General features: G+C 45.0%; 18 protein-coding genes. 8 read left to right on the forward strand and 10 right to left on the reverse strand.

Annotated features, from left to right (window positions below):
* The first annotated feature begins 471 nt into the window (after positions 1–471).
* Both F3I09_RS04550 and F3I09_RS04555 read left to right on the forward strand, forming a co-directional pair.
* Positions 472–1,002, forward strand: a complete 531-nt coding sequence (locus F3I09_RS04550) for a biopolymer transporter ExbD (RefSeq protein ID WP_149693870.1) — start codon at positions 472–474, stop codon at positions 1,000–1,002.
* Positions 1,003–1,031: 29 nt separating this feature from the next.
* Positions 1,032–1,988, forward strand: a complete 957-nt coding sequence (locus tag F3I09_RS04555; RefSeq protein ID WP_149693871.1) for an isopenicillin N synthase family oxygenase — start codon at positions 1,032–1,034, stop codon at positions 1,986–1,988.
* A gap of 79 nt (positions 1,989–2,067) precedes the next feature.
* On the opposite strand, the gene F3I09_RS04560 is transcribed toward F3I09_RS04555, so the two are convergent.
* Complete coding sequence (locus F3I09_RS04560) at positions 2,068–3,108, reverse strand: alpha/beta hydrolase (RefSeq protein WP_149693872.1); 1,041 nt, start codon at positions 3,106–3,108, stop codon at positions 2,068–2,070.
* A 254-nt stretch (positions 3,109–3,362) separates the two neighbouring features.
* Between F3I09_RS04560 and chrA the strand changes: the two genes are divergently transcribed.
* Positions 3,363–4,517, forward strand: coding sequence for a chromate efflux transporter (chrA, locus tag F3I09_RS04565; protein WP_223233131.1), 1,155 nt, complete (start codon positions 3,363–3,365; stop codon positions 4,515–4,517).
* A 4-nt stretch (positions 4,518–4,521) separates the two neighbouring features.
* Here the strand turns inward: chrA and F3I09_RS04570 are convergent, their stop codons facing one another.
* From F3I09_RS04570 to F3I09_RS04580, 3 genes are read right to left on the reverse strand one after another with little or no spacing between them, the layout of a single operon-like run.
* Entirely contained in the window at positions 4,522–4,959 is a 438-nt protein-coding gene (locus F3I09_RS04570) for a hypothetical protein (RefSeq protein ID WP_149693874.1), read from the reverse strand.
* Between the two features lie 26 nt (positions 4,960–4,985).
* Positions 4,986–7,526, reverse strand: coding sequence for a DNA ligase D (gene ligD / locus F3I09_RS04575; protein ID WP_223233132.1), 2,541 nt, complete (start codon positions 7,524–7,526; stop codon positions 4,986–4,988).
* Positions 7,523–8,323, reverse strand: a complete 801-nt coding sequence (locus F3I09_RS04580; protein WP_149693876.1) for a Ku protein — start codon at positions 8,321–8,323, stop codon at positions 7,523–7,525. Before F3I09_RS04580 ends, ligD begins: the two co-directional genes overlap by 4 nt.
* Before the next feature lie 95 nt (positions 8,324–8,418).
* Here F3I09_RS04580 and F3I09_RS04585 point away from each other — a divergent pair, with 95 nt between their 5' ends.
* Positions 8,419–8,766: a hypothetical protein gene (locus F3I09_RS04585; protein ID WP_149693877.1), complete on the forward strand. Its 348-nt coding sequence runs from the start codon at positions 8,419–8,421 to the stop codon at positions 8,764–8,766.
* 50 nt (positions 8,767–8,816) lie between these two features.
* Here the strand turns inward: F3I09_RS04585 and F3I09_RS04590 are convergent, their stop codons facing one another.
* The 3 genes from F3I09_RS04590 to F3I09_RS04600 form a co-directional block, all read right to left on the reverse strand.
* Complete coding sequence (locus tag F3I09_RS04590) at positions 8,817–9,908, reverse strand: DNA topoisomerase IB (RefSeq protein WP_223233133.1); 1,092 nt, start codon at positions 9,906–9,908, stop codon at positions 8,817–8,819.
* 144 nt (positions 9,909–10,052) lie between these two features.
* The gene (locus tag F3I09_RS04595; protein ID WP_149693878.1) at positions 10,053–10,703 is read right to left on the reverse strand and encodes a ferritin-like domain-containing protein; all 651 of its coding nucleotides are present in this window, start codon (positions 10,701–10,703) and stop codon (positions 10,053–10,055) included.
* A gap of 27 nt (positions 10,704–10,730) precedes the next feature.
* A complete protein-coding gene (locus F3I09_RS04600) occupies positions 10,731–11,090 on the reverse strand; it encodes a hypothetical protein (RefSeq protein WP_149693879.1) in 360 nt (119 codons plus the stop codon).
* Positions 11,091–11,405: 315 nt separating this feature from the next.
* Here F3I09_RS04600 and F3I09_RS04605 point away from each other — a divergent pair, with 315 nt between their 5' ends.
* Both F3I09_RS04605 and F3I09_RS04610 read left to right on the forward strand, forming a co-directional pair.
* Positions 11,406–12,800 carry an ATP-binding protein gene (locus F3I09_RS04605; protein WP_188133688.1) on the forward strand — a complete coding sequence of 465 codons (1,395 nt, stop codon included), beginning with the start codon at positions 11,406–11,408 and terminating at the stop codon, positions 12,798–12,800.
* A 97-nt stretch (positions 12,801–12,897) separates the two neighbouring features.
* Complete coding sequence (locus F3I09_RS04610; protein ID WP_149693881.1) at positions 12,898–14,331, forward strand: hybrid sensor histidine kinase/response regulator; 1,434 nt, start codon at positions 12,898–12,900, stop codon at positions 14,329–14,331.
* 65 nt (positions 14,332–14,396) lie between these two features.
* Here the strand turns inward: F3I09_RS04610 and F3I09_RS04615 are convergent, their stop codons facing one another.
* From F3I09_RS04615 to F3I09_RS04625, 3 genes are all read right to left on the reverse strand, one after another.
* Positions 14,397–14,879, reverse strand: a complete 483-nt coding sequence (locus F3I09_RS04615) for a low affinity iron permease family protein (protein ID WP_149693882.1) — start codon at positions 14,877–14,879, stop codon at positions 14,397–14,399.
* A gap of 112 nt (positions 14,880–14,991) precedes the next feature.
* Positions 14,992–16,461: a sigma-54 dependent transcriptional regulator gene (locus F3I09_RS04620; protein ID WP_149693883.1), complete on the reverse strand. Its 1,470-nt coding sequence runs from the start codon at positions 16,459–16,461 to the stop codon at positions 14,992–14,994.
* A gap of 58 nt (positions 16,462–16,519) precedes the next feature.
* Positions 16,520–16,951 carry a response regulator transcription factor gene (locus F3I09_RS04625; RefSeq protein WP_149693884.1) on the reverse strand — a complete coding sequence of 144 codons (432 nt, stop codon included), beginning with the start codon at positions 16,949–16,951 and terminating at the stop codon, positions 16,520–16,522.
* A 657-nt stretch (positions 16,952–17,608) separates the two neighbouring features.
* Here F3I09_RS04625 and F3I09_RS04630 point away from each other — a divergent pair.
* The gene (locus F3I09_RS04630) at positions 17,609–18,595 is read left to right on the forward strand and encodes a helix-turn-helix transcriptional regulator (RefSeq protein WP_149693885.1); all 987 of its coding nucleotides are present in this window, start codon (positions 17,609–17,611) and stop codon (positions 18,593–18,595) included.
* A 310-nt stretch (positions 18,596–18,905) separates the two neighbouring features.
* Positions 18,906–20,261 (forward strand): lanthionine synthetase LanC family protein, encoded by a 1,356-nt coding sequence (locus tag F3I09_RS04635; RefSeq protein WP_149693886.1) that lies wholly within the window; start codon positions 18,906–18,908, stop codon positions 20,259–20,261.
* Positions 20,262–20,277 lie beyond the last annotated feature (16 nt).

Raw genomic sequence — 20,277 nt, forward strand, 5'->3', positions numbered from 1 at the left:
CGGAGCCTATCGGCGTTTTGTTTCCCGGTTTATTGACGGCCCGGGGTTATCACCCCGCGCTACAAACACTGTGGCTCCTGACGGAGCCTATCGGCATTTTGTTTCCCGGTTTATTGCCATACAACAAAACACAATAGGACTCCGTCAGGAGTCCCGTGTTTGTAGCCCGGGGTTGCAAACCCCGGGGACGTGTGATATCCCCCCGGGGCCATGCGACAACCGGGGCACACGGAACGTGCAACACGGACATATTCACAAATATGCGGGCATGCGCAACACACGGAACGTGCAACACGGGGATATTCGCAAATATGCGGACACGGGCAACACAAGGAACGTCCGACACAACGATCCCCTTTCCATCCAACACGATAACAAAAAATATCCTTTATGGAATTTACTCCCTCCCGCATCTATATCCATGAAAGCGCTTTCAGTCATTTATTCTTATACACTCTAAACCTATTCACTATGGCTGAAATAAACACCGGCAGCTCCGATCGCGGCCACAAAAGAGGAACCCGTTCAAGGAAATTAAGTACGCGTGTAGATATGACACCTATGGTAGACCTGGGCTTTCTGCTCATTACTTTTTTCATGCTCACCACAGTATTGACAAACCCCAAAACGCTAGACCTGAAGATGCCCGCAGACGATAAGGAACATCCGCAATCACTGGCGGAAAGTAAGTCCCTCACTATTCTGCTCGGGGCTAATAACAGCGTCAGTTACTATGAAGGCATCGGTAATGATCCCCTGCATCCTCCGGTGGTAAAACATTCTTCCTTTGCCAATAACCATGGTATACGCGACGTCATTATCGACAAAAAGGAGCGGGTCATCAGACAACATAAGAAAGATGACCTGATGGTGCTGATCAAAGCAGATAAATCTGCCAATTATAAAAACGTGGTGGACATTATGGATGAGATGCTGATCAATCATGTGGGAAGCTATGCCATGGTTGATATTACGCCAGAAGATGAAGCTTACTTAAAATAAGTTAACTTAGTAAGGTAAAACTCATTACTATGGCACTAACTCAATCCATTCCTGTTGTGGACCTCGCCGCCTTTACTTCGGGCGACGCTGCCAGTAAAGCCGCTTTTGTGGAGCAGCTTGGTAAAGCTTACGAAGAAGTAGGTTTTGTAGCGGTAAAAAATCACGGTATTTCCGACGATCTCATTGCAAAGCTGTACAAGTACGTACAGCTGTTCTTCACGTTACCGTCGGACACCAAGCGTTCCTATGAGATCCCCGAACTGGCTGGCCAGCGCGGTTATACATCTTTCGGTAAAGAACATGCCAAAGGGTATGATGCACCTGACCTGAAGGAATTCTTCCAGTTTGGACAAACTGTTGAAGATGATGACCCGATCAGTAACGAATACCCGCCAAACGTTGTAGTAAAAGAGATCCCGGCTTTTTCACCGACCTTTTTTGATGCATACCGCGCATTCGAAAAATCAGGAAAGGCGCTGCTGCAGGCGATAGCTATCTACCTGGGACTGGATGAGCATTATTTTGACGAATATATACACAATGGTAATTCCATTCTGAGGGCCATCCACTATCCTCCTATTACGCAGGAACCTGCTTCCGCCATCCGTGCGGAACAACATGAGGACATTAACCTTATTACCCTGCTGGTGGGCGCTTCTGCTGATGGCCTACAGATACTGGACAAACAGGATAACTGGGTGCCTGTTACTTCGCTGCCTGAACAGATTGTAGTGAATGTGGGCGATATGTTGCAAAGGCTGACCAACAACCGTCTGAAATCAACCACACACCGTGTAGTGAACCCACCACGCGACATGTGGCATACCAGCCGCTTTTCCATTCCGTTCTTCCTGCATCCTAAATCAGAGATGCCATTGAATGCGCTGGAGAGCTGTGTAACGGATGATAATCCGCTGGTGTATGAACCCATCACCGCTGGTGAGTACCTGGATGAAAGATTGAGAGAAATAGGCCTGAAGAAATAATTGCCGCTCATAAATAACAACAGGGCTGAAAAGACAGATCATCTGCTTTTCAGCCCTGTTTATAGATACACACATTGTTTTAATTCACGCTTTCCTGCGCACCCGCCTGCTTTTTAGCCAATGTCTTTTCATCCTCCAGCACTGCGGTATTTCCGCCGAACAGTTGTGTAAAATAATCTTTCATCTCCTGCGTCATACGGTAATCATTCTGTGGGAAATTCAGGAAGTAACTATGTTGCCGGCCACCCTGGCCATGAAAGTTGACATAACTCGCATTGGCAGCCCGCTTGCGTTTCAGCTTTTCCCCCAGCTGCGGCGCAAGAGTAAGCAGGTGAGCCCCCTTCAACTGCCAGTCTGACCTGTTGTAATGGATGTAGATCTTATTCGCAAAGCGGATGCGCTCTACCCACTCCTTATGGCCTTTTGCTGGCACGCATGCTGCATTCAGTACAACATTGTCGATGAACGGATCTTTGTTCAACTGATCATAAGGCTGGTGTTTCATCATTTCCATGAAAATGATGTTTCCCATACTATGACAGAATGTAGTGACTTTTACATGCTCCACCCAGTCTTCCTTATCCCGGCGGGCCTGTTGGATGAGCTGGAGCAGCCGGAAATAATGCGGGGCTGACAGGCGGGCATTGCTACGGGCAAACTTAAAGTTCCGGGAGGGCTTGTAAGTGGTATTAATGCTGGCGTAATCAAACATCACCACATTCACATTATACTGTGAACGCATGAGTAATGCCCGTTCTACGTTGGTAGTAAAGATCTTTCCCATCCCTTCTGCATATACGACTATATCCCGTTTTTCCGGCATGAGGTCCATAGCATCTGTCAGGGTAGGCACCTGGAATACATTCCATTTCCAGGCCTGCTTTTGCAGAACGAAGTATTTTAGCCCTGCTGTATCCACAAATTCATCCACAAAGCGCAAACTATCCCTGTTCAGGTGCCTGTTGGTCACAAATACAAGACAGGTATCTGTAAGGGCAGGCTTTGTACAATTAGTCTGCAGGCAAAAGTTGGCCCAATAAGCATCACTGTTGTAATATGACAATTGTGCATGTGCGCTGACTGAAATCGTTATGCATAGGAGGATTAGGAATCTTCTCATAAACTACGTATATTATTAAACCATTCAATACCAACTCCTTAAACACTATCATACTAAGGTGGGAATATTGATTGACCCGAAAGTATTGCTTGTTTACAACAAGGATTATGCCTGTACGCTTTTGCTTAACAGAAGAAAATCAATAGTTTGTCGTTTTCCTGTTTGATATTGTCAGGAATTTATTGAAATTCGGGCAGCCGATTAATTGCCAAAACGTGTTTCTTCGTCACATTCCTTTCTTACGGGCTGTTTTTATGCACAGCATCACTGCGTACGGGGGGCCTCAGGGCCACCTGGCTATGATGTTGAAAACATTCGTACACCAGAGAAGGGATGTAACCGAGCAGGAGCTGATGGAATACAATGCATTCTGCCAGCTGTTACCAGGCGCATCTTCCTCCCAGACACTGACACTCATCGGTTACAAACGGGGCGGGGTAACACTGGCTGTAGCCACACTCCTGATATGGATAGCTCCCGCCTGCCTGTTAATGGGATCGCTCAGCTTCCTGTTGCAGTACTTCGATCAGAAGGCCCTCAATACCGATATCTTTAAGTACGTACAGCCAATGGCTGTTGGTTTTCTGATATATGGCAGCCTGCGGGCATTTAAGATCAGCATCCGCAACCTGGCTACTGCCATCATCATGGCTGTTTCCCTGCTGACGGCTTACTTTTTCAAATCTCCCTGGACCTTCCCGGCATTGATCATCCTGGGCGGGATCGTATCCAATTTCAGCGATAAGCGTATTCCTGACATTAAAGACAAGCCCAAAAAAATACAGTGGACGAACATCTGGCTGTTTGCCCTGCTGTTCATACTGGCGGGTTTCTTTTCCGAGCTGGCGCGTACGCACAACTGGATCACACGCCGTCCCTTCAACCTGTTTGAGAACTTCTACCGTTTCGGTAGCCTGGTGTTTGGCGGCGGGGATATCCTGATAGCGATGATGCTGGAACAGTATGTATCTCGTGCCAATACCCGCTTCATGAATGCTGAGGAGCTACTGACCGGAGCCGGTATTATGCGGGCTTTACCCGGCCCCACTTTTTCCATTACTGCGTATGTGGGCGGCATGGTGATGCGTAACCTGGGACCGGGTTATCAGTTACTGGGATGTATGTTGGCGCCTATTGCGGTTTTTCTACCCAGCCTGTTACTGGTCTTATTCTTCTTCCCCATCTGGCATAACCTGAAGAAATACGTGGTCATCTACCGGGCATTGGAAGGAATCAATGCCACTGTGGTGGGCATCATGTGGGCAGCCACGATCATATTGTTCCTGGCCATCCCACTTACCTGGTACAACGTTGCTATTACCATCGCTACCTTAATCATTCTCTCTGCATCACGTATACCATCCCCATTTATAGTACTGGCCTGCCTGCTCTTAGGCTGGCTGATGTAAGGTCTTATTCAGGTTTGGTCGTTGTCTGATTTTTCTTGAATGCCATTGCAGCCAGGGCCGCCGCCACCAAACCAACAATGCCATTGGTGAAAAACACATTACCGAACAGGTAGATCCAGAAGTTATCTTCTGTCTGCGCTCCTGAGATGAAGTGCAGGGCTATCGTACACAATGTGACAATAAACACCGCCCATATCGTAGTTCTGAATCCCATGGCAAATAATGCCATGGCGGAAGTTCTTTCATGATGCTGGCTATTATAGTGAATAACGGAGAACAATACGCCCAGGGCCATCAGCATATTCCCGAAATATCCCGTCCATAAGGCGCTTGCCATCTTGGTGAAGTAAAAGATAACAGTGAATACAAGGGACACAACTGCTATAATGATCCCGTAAACGGGAGCAAGATTGACATGATGACGATGATTTACTGTTTGCATAACGGTTCCGTTTTATGGTGAAAAAATCATTGTGCTGTTGCCTCAATATCCTGGATCACTTTACGCAGATCATTCTTTGTTTTATCAATATCTTTCCACAGATCGCCTACATCCCTGATCCTGTCTGCCATGTTCCCAATATTGAAATCGGCAATGGCAAGATCATCAGTCAGCTCATCCCAGTTCAAAGGTGCGGAAACGGTAGCTCCCGGCTTCGGACGTACGGAATATGGAGAAGCAATGGTCTGTCCGCGGCTGTTCTGCATATAGTCTATATATACTTTTTTATTTCGTTTGGATTTATTGCGGATCACGCTCGTAATGCGTGGTAGCTCCTGCTGTACCTGTTTCGCCACATACTCGGCAAATAAGCGGCAGGTTTCATAATTATATTTCGCCCCAGTAGGCACATAAATGTGCAGGCCTGAAGCGCCGGAAGTTTTACAAAATGCTGTTAGCCCCAGTTGATCCAGCAGTGCCTTAATGGCCAGGGCGGTTTCTACCACGTGTTTAAAGGCGATATTTTCAGGATCAAGGTCCAATACCAGGTAATCCGGATTATCCAGGTTCTTCACACGTGACAACCAGGGATTGATCTCTATACATCCCAGATTGACCATATATGCCAGTGTAGCTGCGTTGTTACACACCAGGTAATCCACATCGCGGGAAGCAGAAGCGGCATGCAGCTGTATTGTTTTCAGCCAGTCAGGAATCGTTGTAGTATCAACATCCTTCTGATAGAAGCCGGGGGCATTAATACCATTAGGAAAACGGTGCAGGCTTAAAGGGCGGTCTTTCAGGAAAGGCAGTACGTAATCGGCCATCTCCATGTAATAATCCAGCAGCATACCCTTTGTGATCTTTTCGTCCGGCCAGAATATCTTTTGCTGATTGGTCAATGTAACTTTTTTCCCATTCAGGGTTACCACACGTTCCTTTTCATGTGTACGCGCGGGAGCGGGAGCAGCATGCGCTGCAGCTTTCTTTGTGGCCATCTTTGTAGATTTTGCAGTCTCTTTGTAGACCTCTTTCGCCGGCTTGTCCTTTCTCAATCCCAGGAATATTGGCATACGCAGATGCCTGTCGCTCGTCCAGGCGGAAAACTTCACCTGGCATACCAGCTCGGGTTTTACCCAGGTGACGGGCGTATTCGTTTTCACCTTTTCTTTGAATGGAGAAGTCTTTTGCCGGTAAGGCTGCATCTTGTCATACAGCTCATTGATCAGCGCTCCATTCAATCCACCGCCACAGTTGCCGACATATTTCAGCTCATCATTATCATCATAAATTCCCAGCACCAACGAGCCTATTTTCTTCCTGCTTCCCTGTGGATCCGTATATCCACAGATGATGGCTTCCTGTTCGTCCACGATCTTAATCTTCAGCCAGGACATAGACCTGCGGCCTTCGGCGTACAGGCTTTCAGCCTCTTTGGCAATGATCCCCTCCCAGCCTTTCTGTTGCGCTGTTTCATACAACTTCTCACTATCATTCAATATATGTTCAGAATAGATCACCGTTTTGCTGCCTAGTTGTGCGATCACATCCTTCAGCAGCTCCTTCCGCTGAATAAGCGGCAATGCCTGTAGGTCCTGCCCGTCCAGCTGTAACATGTCAAAAACCACATATACCAGGTTGCCGGAGGCATCATTCTTATAGTTCTGCAGCGCTTGAAAATCGGAGGCACCATCCTTTTTCAGGATCACTACTTCACCATCCAGTACGGCATCATGCGACAATTCTTCCAGCGTTTTCACTACTTTCGGATAGTCCTTATTAAAGGACAAATGATTCCTTGAATACAATTCCACCTTTCCTTTCCGCACATCGGCAATGGCCCTGTAGCCATCCCATTTTGTTTCAAACAGCCAACCTTCCCTGCTAAAGGCTTTATCTACCAAAGTCGCCATCATTGGTGTAAAGAGCTCTCTCTTAGCTGACGCTGTTTTTACCTTTGCCGGTTGTACTTTTTTTTTAGCCGTCTTCATCTTTTCTTTCTCCTTCAGGCCTTTGTCCCTGACACGCTGCGGCGTATAGTTCTCACTATCGTAAGCTTCCTTTACCGCATAATTGTCTTTATGTTTCAGTAGCAGCCAGGCATTATCATCCGCGTTTTTCATTTTCACCAGGGCGAATTCACCTTTCACTTTCCTGCCCTTCAGACGTATTTTCAGATCGCCTCCCCGGATCTCTTTGTTCGCCTCTTTATCGAAATCCTTTCCGTCGTCATGCAGTAATTCATAATTCCCTTTGTCCCACACATAAACGTAGCCGGCGCCATAATTCCCTTCGGGGATGACACCTTCAAAATCTTTATAATCATAGGGGTGATCTTCCACCTGCATGGCCAGTCTTTTGTCGGACGGATTCATGGAAGGGCCTTTCGGCACTGCCCAGCTTTTCAGCACACCATCTACTTCCAGGCGGAAGTCGTAATGTAAACGGGAAGCATGATGCCGCTGGATCACGAAGATGTGCTGTTTCCCCGCATTCTTTTTCTTCGCGCCTTTAGGCTCGGAAGTGACCTTAAAATTGCGCTTCTCATCATATGTTCTCAGGCTCATGATGCACGTTTTTTATTACTGCGGCTACTGGTACCGCCGGTATTGCCAAGACTCGCCTTCAGCTGATCGAACAGATCAGTGCTTTTGGTGTGTACAATCTTCATCTTCTTTACTGTACGACGCTTGCCGCTTGCTTTGGCTTTGATGATATCAAGCAGTTGTTCATGATAAGTATCTTTAAACTGACTGATGTCAAATTCGGTAGTATAACTTTCCACGAGTTGCACTGCCATATCCAGTTCTTTCTTGCTGATCTTGCTATCGGAAGGCAGAGATAATTCCTCAGGCGAACGTATTTCCTGTTCAAACCTTAGTTGTTGCAACATCAGGTAATTATCACGTGGGCGTATAATGACCAGGTGTTCACTCGTTCTGAGTACAAAACGCCCCAGTCCGGCCCTTCCCGTTTTCTGCAATGTTTTCAACAACAGTTCGTATGCTTTCACACCTGCTTTGTCCGGCTCTATATAATACGGCGTTTCAAAATATATATCATCTATTTCTGCCTGATCTACAAAGGATTCGATCGAGATGATCTTACTTTTTTCGGGTGCTGCTTCCTGGAAATCTTCATCTTCCAGGATAACATATTCATCGTTTAATAAGTATCCTTTCACGATCTGTTCCCATGGCACTTCCTTTCCGGTGTCTTCATTCACACGTTTAAACCTTATATGGGCGTGATCTTTTTTATCCAGCATGTCCAGGTCCAGTCTGCTGTCCTGCACGGCGCTGTACAATTTGATGGGTATATTGACTAACCCAAAACCGATTGTTCCTGACCAAACAGCTCTCATAAAAAATAATTTAAGGGTGATATTGAATGAAAACCAAACTATATGCCATGGCACGCGATTTGGATTTTTATACTCTGTAACTAAAACCTTTGTTTATGGAAAAGCCAGGCGAAATGACCACCCTCAGCCGGGTGATGCAAAAATTGCATGAAAAAGGCCTTGATCATGAATTAAAGATGAGTGACCATGGCAGAATGCAGAATGTAGAAAAACAGAAAATATACAATCCGGAAGAATTGAAGATCATTAAAACCTACCGGTTTGAAGGGGAGTCAGATCCAGCCGATATGTCCGTGCTGTACCTCATAGAGGACGGGGAAGGTGAAATAGGCTATGTACTGGATGCTTATGGTGCTTATAGTACACATGAGGAATCCGGATTTGACGAATTTCTCCAGAAAATACCAGTGGAAGACAGGGAAGATCAGCTGATCTTCGCGTAACATAACTTATTAAAAGCAGGGACCAGGACAAGCAACAGGGTGATATTAGCTTAATTCCTGATCCCTGCTTTTGTTTTAACGGGTTTCTTCACCTGCACGAGTGATTTCATGAATTTCAACAGTACTTTTTCATCATTATGGAGACCTCCGGTGGATGCCTTATTCCTTCCTGCCCTCAATTCTTCCAGGTATAGCTCCAGATCGCATTGTTCATAGGCCTCGAGTATCTTCGGATGGATATAGTATTTCTTACAGACAGCCCTTGTATTGCCCAGTTTTCCGGCCACACTGTCGATAATATGCACCAGGTTCTGTTTACATTCTGTTGCCGAGGTAAAGGGGGCAAGATCTGCCAGCAGGTTGAGGGCATTTACGGTGCCCGACCACGTTCTGAAGTCCTTACAGGTATAGTCTTCTCCTGTCCATAGTTTCAGGTATTCGTTAATATCCCCCGAATCCAGGCTTTTATGTTCCTCCCCTTCGTAATATTGAAACAATTCCTGACCCGGGATATCCTTCACCCGCTGTAATAATTTGGCCAATTGGGCATGTTTTAGCGTAATTTTCTGCAGGACACCCTTTTTCCCCTTGAATTTAAAAAAGGCCGAATTTCCGTCTATTTTGACGTGTTGTGCGTGCAAAGTAGTGAGTCCGTAGGAACCATATAATTTTTCATAGGAAGCATTGCCCACACGGATCAGGGTTTCCTGCACAACGCTAAGTGCGATGGCTGTAACTTTCTCTTTATCAAGGCTTTTCTTCCGCAGTGCAGCTGCAATATGCCTGCGCAGTTGCGGTAGTTTCTCCCCAAAATGTAGCAGGCGGTCGTATTTGGTTTCATTACGCACTCTTGCCCAAGTGGAATGGTAGCGGTATTGCCTTCTTCCCAGGGCATCGGTACCGGTAGCCTGTAAATGCCCATTAGCATAGGAGCAGATCCATACGTTTTCCCAGGCAGGAGGCAGTACCAGGCCCCGGATCCTTGCCAGGACCTCTTCATCTGTAATAATCTCTCCATGCTGATCACGGTACTGAAAGCCGTCTTTCACTCTTTCCCGGCTATACCCTGTAGCACCAGACTTCACATATCGTAATTTCACCGCTTTGGCGGTAGCCATCGCTTCTGCAATCAGGTCTATCATCGTTCAGCATTTCTATGTGTTCACAATTTTTCTCTTTCCCAGGGCATGCCTGTCTGGTTCTACCACCAGCGTCACCTTATTTAAGAAAGGCCTCTTACATTGTCTTAATGCAGAGGCCCTTCGGGTTCCCATCTATAATTTTTCTTATTCGGCAGCAGCTTCTTCATTTATGGAAGATTCAGCCAGCTGAGTAAGCACAACGTCTGTTTCTTTTTCTTCGCTCAGGGTCTGGTCCAGCAGCCGCGCAGCATCTTCATGTCCCATTTTTTCTGCCAGTGTACGGAGGCTACCATAGGTGGCGATCTCATAATGTTCAATCTTCTGGCTACAGATGATCAGGCCAGCATCTCTTACGGCGCTGTGTTCTTCTGTATCATCCATCACGTCCTGGCCTTCCGCTATCAGGCCTTCCATGGCCGGGCATTTTTTTGCCTTCGGCGTCTGGCCAAGTGATTCGAATACCCTTTCAAGGCGGTTTACGTGTTCTCTTGTCTGGTCCTGGTGATGGGCGATGGCATCTACAAGTTCTTCTGAGGTGGCCGCCTTTTGCATTTTACCCAGGGCTTTCAGCAGATGTTTTTCTGCCCAGTAAATGTCCTTTAACTGATCCATGAACAGTTGATGAAACCTGGAGTTCATATCTCCATTCTTCCCCCTGCTGCTCATGGAACGGGATGAGTTGCTTGTTTTGGATGCTGTACGGGATGCAGACGTAGATTTGCTGCCCGCAGCGCTTCTACCGGTGGTCCGGGACTGGTTACCTGTTCGTGAAGTGGATTGGGTTCTTGTTGCCATATTATTTGGAGTTTAATAGTGATTGATTTATTCTTCCGGGATCACCCTGGAGTCTTCTTCATCGTAGCTATTGAAGCTTTCCATGATCGTTTTGTCGGGGAAAAGATCCGGCGATCTTTCCTGTACATCCTCCCTATCCTGTTCTGCTATGAGTTCCGCCCTTTCTTCTGTAGCCAGTTCCTTTTTCTTTGATTTCGGATTGGGAGGAGAACGTTTGATATCGTGATCCGGCACCTCGTTCGGCACAGGAGGTGGAGGTCCTGGCGGCGACGGAGGTGGTGTTATTTCCGGACCTGATGGTCTTGGCGGTTCCTCTTTGGGAGGGGGTTGCTTTTCAGGCACCCCACCCGGAGGAGGATCACCTGCTGACATATGATAATATTGCATAGTCTGATTTTTTACGTGAATGATTGTTTCTACAGTGCAGTAGTATCCGGATGTGTTTCAACCATGTGCTATTCTATATAAAAGACAAAGTTCATTCCATCATATATCAGCATACTTGCCAGGTACATATCAGACATAGCTCTATTATGTCACAATGCTTATCTGCAAAGCATTTCAGCAACACAATACTTACTGTAACGATTATATGAAGCTATTTAGCAGCCACGGCAGGAATGTCTGTAGAATATGCATTTCACTGTGTGGAAATTGTTGGATAGTTGTAAATTCGAAAACTTACTACAATCAGCGGGAAAAATGCACATACCAGTACAAAAGAAAATCAGATTAGGATTCTTCATCGCCTTTACTGTCATCATAGTCGCCTCCATATGTTCCTTTCTGGTAACAAAGAATCTGCTGGACAATGCCAGATGGCTGAATCACACCATTGAGATTTCCAAAAGTCTGGAGGTGATCACCAAACAGCTGAAGGATGCAGAATCCGCCATCCGGGGGTACAGCATTACCGGGGATACTGCCTTTCTGCGTCCTACCATGCAGCAACGCAGTATCAAGATAGAGGAGGAATATATGATGCTCCGCAGGATAACTGCAGATAACCGGCAGCAACAGCTGCATCTGGATACCCTGAAAAAACTGCTGGACAAGAAATATCAGCAACTTATGGCAGGAGAGGCAAAACTGACCTCTCCCCAGAAAGATACCTCGGCCGTATGGGAAGGAGAAAAGTCCATGGACAGGATAGACCACAAGGTCCAGGACATGTTAAACATAGAGAACATTAAGCTGCGGCAGAAATCGAGGTTACAGAGCTTCTTTTCAGCCATCTGGATACCGGTGATCTTTATTTCCTCGCTCATGGCGATCCTTATAGGTATTTACTCATACGTCACCCTTACACGGGAATTCCGGCTACAACTGCATATTGAATCCCGCCTGAAGTCTTATCAGCATGACCTGCAGCAGAACATCAAGCTGCTGAATAAATCCAACGAGGAGCTGGAGCAGTTTGCCTATGTGGCCTCGCACGACCTGCAGGAGCCTTTGCGGAAGATATCCACCTTCAGCGACCGTCTGCAGACTAAACACGGCGACCAGTTGCCCCCTGAGGCCACTGATCTGATAAACCGTATGGTGGGTGCCGTAGGAAGAATGCGGATATTAATCAATGATCTGCTACTGTTTTCAAGAGCGGGCCGTATTACCCCTGAGAATATCGTAAAAGTGGATATGACCCAGCTGATACAGGAGGTGGCCGGCGACCTGGAAGTAAGCCTGCAGGAAAAAAGGGCGGTGGTGAACATTGCTCCCATTCCAATGATAGAGGGGACGCCAACCTCCTTCCACCAGTTATTCCAGAACATTATTGCCAATGCGATCAAATTTGCCCATCCTGAGAGGCAGCTGGTCATCAACATCAGATCTGAGCAGGAAAATAACGAATGCAAGATCTATATAGAAGATAATGGTATAGGTTTTGACCCTGCATATGCCGAACGCATCTTTTTGTTATTTCAAAGGCTACATGGTATGAGCGAATATTCCGGCACTGGTATAGGACTGGCCATCTGTAAGAAAATAGTGGATAGTCATCATGGACATATTACCGCGTTGGGAACACCAGGCCGGGGCGCTACCTTTATTATTACATTACCACTAACACAGACCCTCTACAATGAAGAAAGTTAAAAATGCCAGAAAAGTTAGCATTCTTATTGCAGAGTTGAATTTACCCGTGTTGGGGAAGTATTGGTTCAAAATGACGGAACTGCCTAATGCTTAGAGAATGACAGATCAACCCGTACACATATTAATGATAGATGATGACGAGGACGACTTTTTCCTCGTCAACCAGTTATTGCAGGACATTTCCCCAGGACAATACCTGCTGGACTGGGCGCCTACTTATTCCAAAGCGGTAGAGGAAATAGACAGGAAGGTACATGACATTTACCTCGCCGACTATCGTCTTGGCCCATATACCGGTATAGACATCCTTCACCACTTTCAACAGCTGGACTACAAAGCGCCGGTGATTATGCTTACCGGTAAAGGTGACTACACTATTGATAAGGAAGCGATGCAGGCCGGGGCTTCTGACTACCTGGTAAAAGGGGAGATCAGTGCTGACCTGCTGGAACGCTCTATCCGTTATGCGCTGGATGAAGCACGCCATCTTCGTATCATAGAGGAAAATGAGAAGAAGTATTTCAGTGTGTTCGAAAAGGCGCATGACCTGATCATTCTTGCAGACTGCGAAAAGAATGTGATTGACGCCAATCCTGCTGCTATCAGGACATTACAATACAGCAAAGAGGAGATGTTAACACTGAACCTCAAACAGCTCTTCTTCCAGGAAGACCATTGCAAACATTTCTTCGAGCATATCTGCGGAGTAGAATCCAGTCTGCGCACAGAATATAACTTTGTCACCAAACATGGGAAGAAACTCGATGTGATGGTCAGTGCTGTAACGCTTGATGAACAGGAACAGATATTCCTGTGTGTAGTGCAGGATATTACAGAGAGGAAACGGGAGGAACTGGAGAAACAGCAACAACAGAAATTTGTTGTAACAGGCCGTATTGCCCGTGTGATAGCCCATGAAGTGCGCAATCCGCTGACCAATATCCTGCTGGCGGTCAGCCAGTTCAAGGGAGAACCTGTCAGTGTGGAGGACAGCCAGGTATATGTCGATATCATTGAACGAAATTGTACACGCATCAATCAGCTGATCACGGAACTACTGCATTCCACGAGAATGATAGAACTGAATATTCGTCTTCACGGCATCAATGAGCTAACAGACAAGGCGCTTGCGCTCGCACAGGACCGCTTGCAGCTCAATGAGATCAATGTGAAGAAAGAATACCTCAAGCAGGATATAATGATTCCTGCAGATGAAGACAAAGTGATCATTGCGTTGCTGAATATCATCATCAATGCAGTGGAAGCAATGACACCTGGAAAAGGATTGCTTACATTACAAACGGCTAAACAGCGGGATAAGGCAGTGATCATTATCAGTGACAATGGTCCCGGTATTCCGGAAGAAACCAGGTCCCGGTTGTTCGATCCATTCTTTACCAACAAGCCGAAAGGAACAGGTTTAGGATTGACGAGTACGCAGAATATCATCATGAATCATAAAGGCACCGTACATGTGGAGAGTGAGATCGGGGAAGGAAGTGTGTTTACAATTGTACTGCCGCTGAACTAAGAACATCAGTAGTCAGGAAATGACCATTGTATACATTTCAGTATTTGTATCCTGATTTCGTTATATCACAGGGCCTTCATCTTTTCATCCGTATTTTCAATCGCTTCTTCTACTGAGTGGGATTCCTTCATTGCCATTCTCTTCTTGGTCTCTTCTGCCAGCCTTGTGTAGTAGTTATGCAGCGTATCCAACTCCTCTTCTGTCAGATCTTCCACTACGATGAGGCGGTTGCTGGCTAGTTTATTGGCGGCGATCAACTCATTCAGTTTCAGTTGTACCGACTTTGAATCTTTATTCTGTGATTTCTGGATAATGAATACCATCAGGAAAGTGATAATTGTTGTACCGGTATTGATCACCAGCTGCCAGGTATCTGAATAGTCGAATAATGGGCCTGTAATACCCCATACAATAATAGCCGCCAGGGCAATAAAGAAGGCCCATTGCGATCCGGTAGCCTGCGCCACTTTCGAGGAATAACGCTCAAAGAAACCAGCGTTCTTCTTTTCCCCATTCTCCATTTGCTGCTGATTATTTTGCGGATCCATAAATGCAAGGTTTTATATTGTATAAAAGTGCAAATAGCATACCGGGCATAGAAAAGGCCCGTTGGATAACGGGCCTGTGTGTTGAGTATAAACAAACATTATATTGATATCGCTAATAATTAATATTGAGTAACCTTAGTTTATTGTATAAAGTTTTACGGTCTATGTTCAGCAGCTGCGCCGCCTTTGTCTTATTATATTTCACTTCTTTGAGTACATTAATGATCTTATTGTACTCTGCCTGCAGCGCCACTGTTTTGAGGTCATTCTCATTTGTGATGGAGATCAGTTCACCGGACATATTCACCTGGTGATCTTCCTCGAATGGTTGCTGTGCAAATGATTCTTTCATTTCCAGGGGCAATGTGGACAATGTGATATCTTCATGCTCGGGAGTGAGCAGGCATGCACGGCGTATCACGTTCTTCAGTTCACGGATATTACCTGGCCAGTTGTATCTGCTGAAACATTCCCATACTTCATTGGTGATCTTGCCACAGTTCTTTTGCAGTTCTCTTTCCACCTGGCGCATGAATGCATCTATAAACAGCGGGAGGTCTTCTACTCTTTCGCGCAATGGCGGAATATAGATGGTGAACTCATTGAACCTGTGGAAGAGGTCTTCACGGAAGCGTCCTTTTGCTACAGACTCAGAGAGTTTTTCATTGGATGCTACGATAATACGTACATCTATTGGTATCTCTTTCAGGCTGCCTACTCTGCGGATCACCTTTTCCTGGATCACGCGCAATAAGGCCACCTGTATGTCATAAGAGAGATTCGATACTTCGTCGAGGAACAGGGTACCACCGTGGGCCTGTTCGAAGGCGCCTATCTTGGTATTAATAGCGCCTGTGAAAGAGCCTTTCTCGTGACCGAACAGTTCACTTGCTGCGAGTTCTTTAGAAAGGCTACCGCAATCCAGCGCTACGAAAGGCTGGTTATGCCGTTTACTATGATGATGGATAAGATGTGCTACAGATTCCTTACCTGTACCAGTTTCTCCGAAGATGATCACGCTATAGTCGGTGGGCGCCACCAGTTTGATCTGGCGGAACAGTTCCTTTGCGCCATTGCTTTCACCATATACGTATTTATGGGTTTTATCCAGCATTTCACCGGCAGGCTCTCCATCCTGGGATTCCGCTGCAGATCCGTTACCGTTGGATGTACCATTCACTGCACGTATTGGCATAGATTCATCGCGTTCACGTTCTGCATCCATATGAGCAAATGCTTTGTGCACCAGGTTCAATATTTCGTCCGGATAAAGTGGTTTGGAAAGGTAGTCGTAGGCGCCGTTCTTCACCATATCCACAGCAACTCTGACATCGGTATACCCGGTAATGATGATCACGATAGTACGTGGGTTGATCTGAAGAATATCCTGCAGTAACTGCGCACCATCTGTATCTTTCAACCTGTAATCGCACAACACCAGGTCAAAAGTTTTTTCTTTCATCATTTTCAAAGCCGTTGCACCGCTCATGGTAGTATCCACCTTGAAGCCATGTTTACCTAGAAACTTGCTTAATAACGTACAAATATTGATCTCATCATCAATTATCAGAATATTTCTCATAATATTTATATGTGGTGTTTGACAACTGCTATTTAAATTTACAATTTAATCACCGATCTTATTTCCATCTTAACATATCGCTCATCAACTCATCCAGGTTTGTCACATTAAATGGTTTTGCCATAAAATAACTTGCTCCGGCATTTAATGCTTTCTGCTTTTCCATGCCGTTGTCGTACGCACTGATCGTTATCACAGGCAGGGCGGGGCATCTCTTTTTTATAGCTGGCAATGCTTCCAGGCCTGAGCCATCAGGTAAGTGTATATCCAGGAAAAGCAAATCCGGTTGTTGCTGCTGCAGATATTGCAGGCCTTCCGTCAGTGCGTGAACATATTTCACTTTATACCCATGTTTCACCAGGCTTAATTGCAATAGTCGACAGATATCAGGTTCATCGTCGATGATCAAAATAAATGACCCTTTTTTCCCCTCGGTAGTCAATACTTTATTGGACGGACAATCTACATCCGTTTTTATATGCTGTGCCATGCTTTCACTTGTTCCATTAAATTGGTTATCAAATGCTTGAAGATGTATTCGTACAAAAAACCGGTTCGATGTAATACTAGATCCACCCTGATCCGTCCAAAATACCCAGATACTATGCTTTCAAATATCAATCCATCACCAACCACATGATTTCCATAGGCTTTATATTTCACTTAACGATAAAATTGTAGAATTATTTCCACACTATTTGTAGAGACTCCACTAACTGCGATAAGATCTATATCAGTTCGCCCCAGGCATAGTTTGGTGGTATGGTAATTGAACCTTTTCTGTGAAATAGAGATTTTTCATTCATAGCTGTTGTTTTAGTTATTGTCCCGGGTAGTGATTCCCGGGACAATTTTTTTTCATTAACATCTCATTCACACTTTTCTTATTTCAAGCATCTACATTTGATCATCCAATGTTTAATCCAACGCATCTGCGGGGTGCAGATGTCAAATATTTAACAGGTTGTTTTCTTGTTTTAAGTGAAGAGCCAGGTTGTTTAGCCTGGCTCCTTTCATTTCTTAATAATTTCTTAACCTGTTTTATTTTGCTCTCCTTTTTATTACCGTTAATATTAATAGTCTATTAACCCGGATGTTGACCTAATGCTAAACTAGCTAAGATCCCTCAAAGTAAATTGTTACCTATATGAACGTGACTATCGAATATGGCATAGTCGGAATTCCAGAACACCATATTAAAATAACCCACCAGTTGCCACCACAGTATGCAGCTTACCGCTGTGATTTTGCGGACGCTGTACTTGTGACAAGTCCGCCTGTGGATATCATCTATCATACAACCATAGCTGATGGCTGCAGTCTGAGTAACAATATATTCATTGTGAGAGAACCGGTGCAGTTGCTACCGAAGGTCAAGGAAGGTTTGAGTCTTGTGTGCTGCATGATAGAAGGGAGTATCAACCTTTCTTATATAGATATGACCACTATTCCCCTCCTTCAGGGGCAGTATAATTGCTTCCACATCATCGGCCCGCAGCAACCAACGCTTTTTAGTCCCGGGATGTATGAAGTACAGTACTACGGCTTTAACCGGGAAATGCTGTCAGCATACACCCATCATTCCAAACTAGCTAAGAAATGGTTGTATAAAATAGACATGGGTATGCCGATGCTCCTCACTCCCACTCCGGGGATCATCTGGGAAGGCCTACATCATCTTAACCATGAACTGAAATTCTCTGTCGTAAATACAGGCCTGCGGAAGACGTGGCTGCTAGGAAAGCTACAGGAACTCTTGATCCTTATTCTTGAACAACAGGACAATAACACTGTCTCTTCTTCGCACGACGTTACCTTTAATACTATTAAAACATTCATCCGTAATAATATTGATAAGGAACTGACCATCTCTCAGCTTGCTTCCACGTACTTTGTCAGTGCATCTAAACTACGACAGAGTTTTGTCAAGTACTGCGGCATGTCGTTTAGTGAATACCAACTGAAAGTGCGCATGGATCGAGCGAGAGCACTGTGTATAGAGAATGAAGTGAGTATCGCACATATTGCGTATGTGCTTGGGTATAAGAACCCGTCAGCGTTGACAAAGGTGTACAAGAATTTTTTTGGAGAGACCCCGAGTGAGACGAGGAGGAACGGGGGGACATCAAACTAATTTCAATAATAAACGACTGCGAAAATCATTACTGAGGATAAGTAAATATGCCTCCACGGATAATTTATGAAACAATTATTAACCTAACTTTAATATTGCGACAGTAAAGAACTCAACCTATAGATGAATCCAGAGCCCAACTGAAGAGCATTTTAACCCTGTTATTACTACCATCGTATATTTCTAACCGGAATAAGTAACAGCTTATGACAATCATGCTAAGCCCACCGGGCGAGGAGTAGTATTTCCACCCGTTAGCCCACAACATAATCAGACGTTGTTACTTTTTGTTTAACCATACATTCTTTATATGGTAACCCAAATACCAGATCGCCTTTTAAGGAAGGACGATGCATTACAGCATGTGCATAATCATGTTCCAGCCAGCTATCCTATCACGTATGGGAATCTGCGTGAGGCGCTTTGTAATAATAAAAAAGAAGGAATAAAATTCATCGATTATCTGATACAGTTCGTAGAGGCAAATCGATATACTGATATCTCATTATTAGGGAGGTATATTCTTTATTCATGGACAGGAATATCTGCTGATAAATTCTCAGGCCAAACGGATACGAGAGTTTTTATTACTGATGATCATATAGCTCAGTTGATACAGTCTTGCCTTCATGCAGATGAAAATAGGCGGCCAGATGTTCAGATCATACTGAAAGCATTGTTATCATATAAACAAGATCTAATCAAAAGAACAAAAAGATTAAGCTCTACTCCTAATTTATTTACTAAAGATCATTTAGCCAGTTTCATTCAGGATGGCATTAATGAGCTGGCGAATCCGCCTATACAACTTCTTGCTGCGGCATGGAAAACGGGGATAACAATTTCTGATATTGAGATTAAAACAGTCAGTGCACTTTCTAATATAGAAAGTCAATTAGAAACAAGTTCGCCCGGTTTGTATGATGGCAGCCACGGTATTGCGCGCAATCTGGCAGAAGCTATAGAAATTGGATTTCTACCAGCTTATCCAATTTATACATCCTGGATAAATGAGCTACTCAGTAAAGAGTTGGACGACTATTCCCTCAGGCAAGGGCTAGCGGGTTATGGCATTGCCAATCTAACCTGTAGCAACTTTATATCTCCAGTGACTTTGGATGAAAGGCTTAAGAAATATACAACAAGACTCTCAGCAACAAGGCCTGACAATTCTGGATTTTCCACCGGCCTGGCCGGCATTACTTATTTTTTACTATCATATGCTCAGCATTCAGGCCACAAGAATGCGTTGCAAGCCGGTTTGAAAAATCTTATCAGTCTGACCGAAAGAGCTAGTCATAATGCCGGTACTACGTACTGGTTATCCCCAAATAATGAAATCACCAGCCCTTGGGATGAGAATAGTGCCGCTCACATAACATTAGTATTCATTAAAGCCTATGATCTAACAGGATCTATTGTATATAAGCGATATGTAGAGGCAGCACTTTATACGCATGACATATACGCTACTCATGACAACCTGAATCAGTACGCTGCGTTGGGCAACATTCTGCTCAATGCGCATCAATCGCTAAAAGAAAGAATGTGGCTGAGTCGAAGCAAATGGATCGCCCAGGTAATGTTACAACTAACAGGAAAAACGGAACTGGAAAAAGAGAACATGTTAGACTTTCTTCTGAATTACTACAACCGACTTTCATAAAAACCTATTCCATTAT

This window comes from Chitinophaga sp. CF418 (assembly GCF_900142925.1).
Classification (GTDB): domain Bacteria; phylum Bacteroidota; class Bacteroidia; order Chitinophagales; family Chitinophagaceae; genus Chitinophaga.

Coding starts and splice junctions, on each gene's coding strand:
- F3I09_RS04550 (WP_149693870.1), top strand. CDS start 472: ATGGCTGAAATAAACACCGGCAGCTCCGATCGCGGCCACAAAAGAGGA.
- F3I09_RS04555 (WP_149693871.1), top strand. CDS start 1,032: ATGGCACTAACTCAATCCATTCCTGTTGTGGACCTCGCCGCCTTTACT.
- F3I09_RS04560 (WP_149693872.1), bottom strand. CDS start 3,108: ATGAGAAGATTCCTAATCCTCCTATGCATAACGATTTCAGTCAGCGCA.
- chrA (WP_223233131.1), top strand. CDS start 3,363: ATGCACAGCATCACTGCGTACGGGGGGCCTCAGGGCCACCTGGCTATG.
- F3I09_RS04570 (WP_149693874.1), bottom strand. CDS start 4,959: ATGCAAACAGTAAATCATCGTCATCATGTCAATCTTGCTCCCGTTTAC.
- ligD (WP_223233132.1), bottom strand. CDS start 7,526: ATGAGCCTGAGAACATATGATGAGAAGCGCAATTTTAAGGTCACTTCC.
- F3I09_RS04580 (WP_149693876.1), bottom strand. CDS start 8,323: ATGAGAGCTGTTTGGTCAGGAACAATCGGTTTTGGGTTAGTCAATATA.
- F3I09_RS04585 (WP_149693877.1), top strand. CDS start 8,419: ATGGAAAAGCCAGGCGAAATGACCACCCTCAGCCGGGTGATGCAAAAA.
- F3I09_RS04590 (WP_223233133.1), bottom strand. CDS start 9,908: ATGATAGACCTGATTGCAGAAGCGATGGCTACCGCCAAAGCGGTGAAA.
- F3I09_RS04595 (WP_149693878.1), bottom strand. CDS start 10,703: ATGGCAACAAGAACCCAATCCACTTCACGAACAGGTAACCAGTCCCGG.
- F3I09_RS04600 (WP_149693879.1), bottom strand. CDS start 11,090: ATGCAATATTATCATATGTCAGCAGGTGATCCTCCTCCGGGTGGGGTG.
- F3I09_RS04605 (WP_188133688.1), top strand. CDS start 11,406: ATGCACATACCAGTACAAAAGAAAATCAGATTAGGATTCTTCATCGCC.
- F3I09_RS04610 (WP_149693881.1), top strand. CDS start 12,898: ATGACAGATCAACCCGTACACATATTAATGATAGATGATGACGAGGAC.
- F3I09_RS04615 (WP_149693882.1), bottom strand. CDS start 14,879: ATGGATCCGCAAAATAATCAGCAGCAAATGGAGAATGGGGAAAAGAAG.
- F3I09_RS04620 (WP_149693883.1), bottom strand. CDS start 16,461: ATGAGAAATATTCTGATAATTGATGATGAGATCAATATTTGTACGTTA.
- F3I09_RS04625 (WP_149693884.1), bottom strand. CDS start 16,951: ATGGCACAGCATATAAAAACGGATGTAGATTGTCCGTCCAATAAAGTA.
- F3I09_RS04630 (WP_149693885.1), top strand. CDS start 17,609: ATGAACGTGACTATCGAATATGGCATAGTCGGAATTCCAGAACACCAT.
- F3I09_RS04635 (WP_149693886.1), top strand. CDS start 18,906: ATGGTAACCCAAATACCAGATCGCCTTTTAAGGAAGGACGATGCATTA.